The sequence below is a fragment of the Rhodococcus sp. P4_F3_2 genome (assembly GCF_056401335.1).
This window is the reverse complement of sequence record NZ_JBFUJN010000018.1, coordinates 126,564-127,949: the sequence shown is the minus strand read 5'-3', so window position 1 is coordinate 127,949 and position 1,386 is coordinate 126,564. Positions and strand designations below refer to the sequence as shown.

2 protein-coding genes are annotated in these 1,386 nt (G+C 61.5%); one reads left to right on the top strand and one right to left on the bottom strand.

Going from position 1 to position 1,386, the window contains the following annotated elements; all coding sequences use genetic code 11:
- Nucleotides 1-279: 279 nt before the first annotated feature.
- A complete protein-coding gene (locus AC1DWA_RS19860; protein ID WP_080657174.1) occupies nucleotides 280-636 on the bottom strand; it encodes a hypothetical protein in 357 nt (118 codons plus the stop codon).
- A 189-nt stretch (nucleotides 637-825) separates the two neighbouring features.
- On the opposite strand from AC1DWA_RS19860, the gene AC1DWA_RS19855 reads away from it, so the two are divergent.
- On the top strand, nucleotides 826-1,164 hold the full coding sequence (locus AC1DWA_RS19855; protein WP_019748472.1) for an RNA polymerase-binding protein RbpA: 339 nt from the start codon (nucleotides 826-828) through the stop codon (nucleotides 1,162-1,164).
- Nucleotides 1,165-1,386: the final 222 nt, after the last annotated feature.

The window sequence follows — 1,386 nt, the reverse complement described above, 5'->3', positions numbered from 1 at the left end:
CACGACCACCCCCACACAGCGTTGTGACGATCAGCGCCGGGAACTGTGGCTCGGGGATTGAAGAGAAACATCGCACCGCCTCGATATCGAGTGGAAACCATGTGGCGATCCTGCGAGAGCGCAGCCGAAGGTCATCGACCTCGACGAAGGGTCGCTTCGAAGTCCGAACCTCCCCGAAGGTCCGAACTCAGGATCAGAATTTGTCGTCGTCAGGCGTCAGGCGCACCGCAGTGCTACGGCGCTCAACGCAAGGCTAGAAACCGGTTGCCCACACCTGCTTCACCGGAAACGTTCGGCTTCACGGGCAAGTTCGGTCAACCGTTCACACAACTGTGCGAGTTCCGAACTTTCGGCTCCCTCGGCAACAGCAGTCGCCACATCTTCGGCGGCGCAGCGAACCTCGAACATCCGATCCACCAGTTCGACGGCCTCGACGGCGGTCAAGATGACGGCGTCAGCCGGGATCGACGTGCCCTTGACGGCATTGCGCTGCTCGTACGCGCGCTGGCGACAAGACTGGCTGCAGTACCGGCGACGACGACCCACTCCCGTCACCGCGACCTCGCGGCCGCACCACACACACGGGTTTCCGGAACGCGCAGTCTGCGGTGATCCGACGCGTGTGCTCTCAGCCATGAGTCGACACTGTACTCGAGATTCGGACGCCTTCGATGAACGCGCGCGGTACCCGGTAAGATGGAGAGGTTGCGTCTTCTCGCCACACGGGAACCAATCGGGTGCTCGTGGCGTTGTAGATGAGTGTGAGCGTCTACTCCCCAAGTCAGGGCGCCCACCAGCGGTGACGAACGAAGAGAGGACACCACCATGGCAGATCGCGTACTTCGAGGTAGCCGTCTCGGAGCTGTGAGCTACGAGACCGACCGTGACCATGACCTCGCGCCCCGTCGTATGGCCAAGTACAAGTGCGAGAACGGCGAGATCTTCGACATCCCGTTCGCGGACGAAGCCGAGATCCCCGGCACCTGGTTGTGCCGCAACGGCCTCGAAGGCGCCCTCATGGAGGGAACTGCCCCCGAAGCCAAGAAGGTCAAGCCTCCCCGCACCCACTGGGACATGCTGCTCGAGCGTCGCTCGGTCGAGGAACTCGAAGAGCTCCTCAAAGAGCGTCTCGATTTGCTGAAGGCCAAGCGTCGCGGCGCATGAACTAGCACTTCGATCAAGACCGTCCGGTTCTACACCGGGCGGTCTTTCTCGTTCTACGGGGAGTGATCGTTCACAAGTCGACGTCATACTTCGGCCCTTCTTCGACGTGGCAACTTCAGGATGCTTCGCGGTCCTCAAAGACACTTCAGGACAACGTCATTCAGCATCCAGGCGCACTCGCGAGCCGACAGTGCGCGAATTCGCGATTCGCGCTGGAGAACC

Coding starts and splice junctions, on each gene's coding strand:
- AC1DWA_RS19860 (WP_080657174.1), bottom strand. CDS start 636: ATGGCTGAGAGCACACGCGTCGGATCACCGCAGACTGCGCGTTCCGGA.
- AC1DWA_RS19855 (WP_019748472.1), top strand. CDS start 826: ATGGCAGATCGCGTACTTCGAGGTAGCCGTCTCGGAGCTGTGAGCTAC.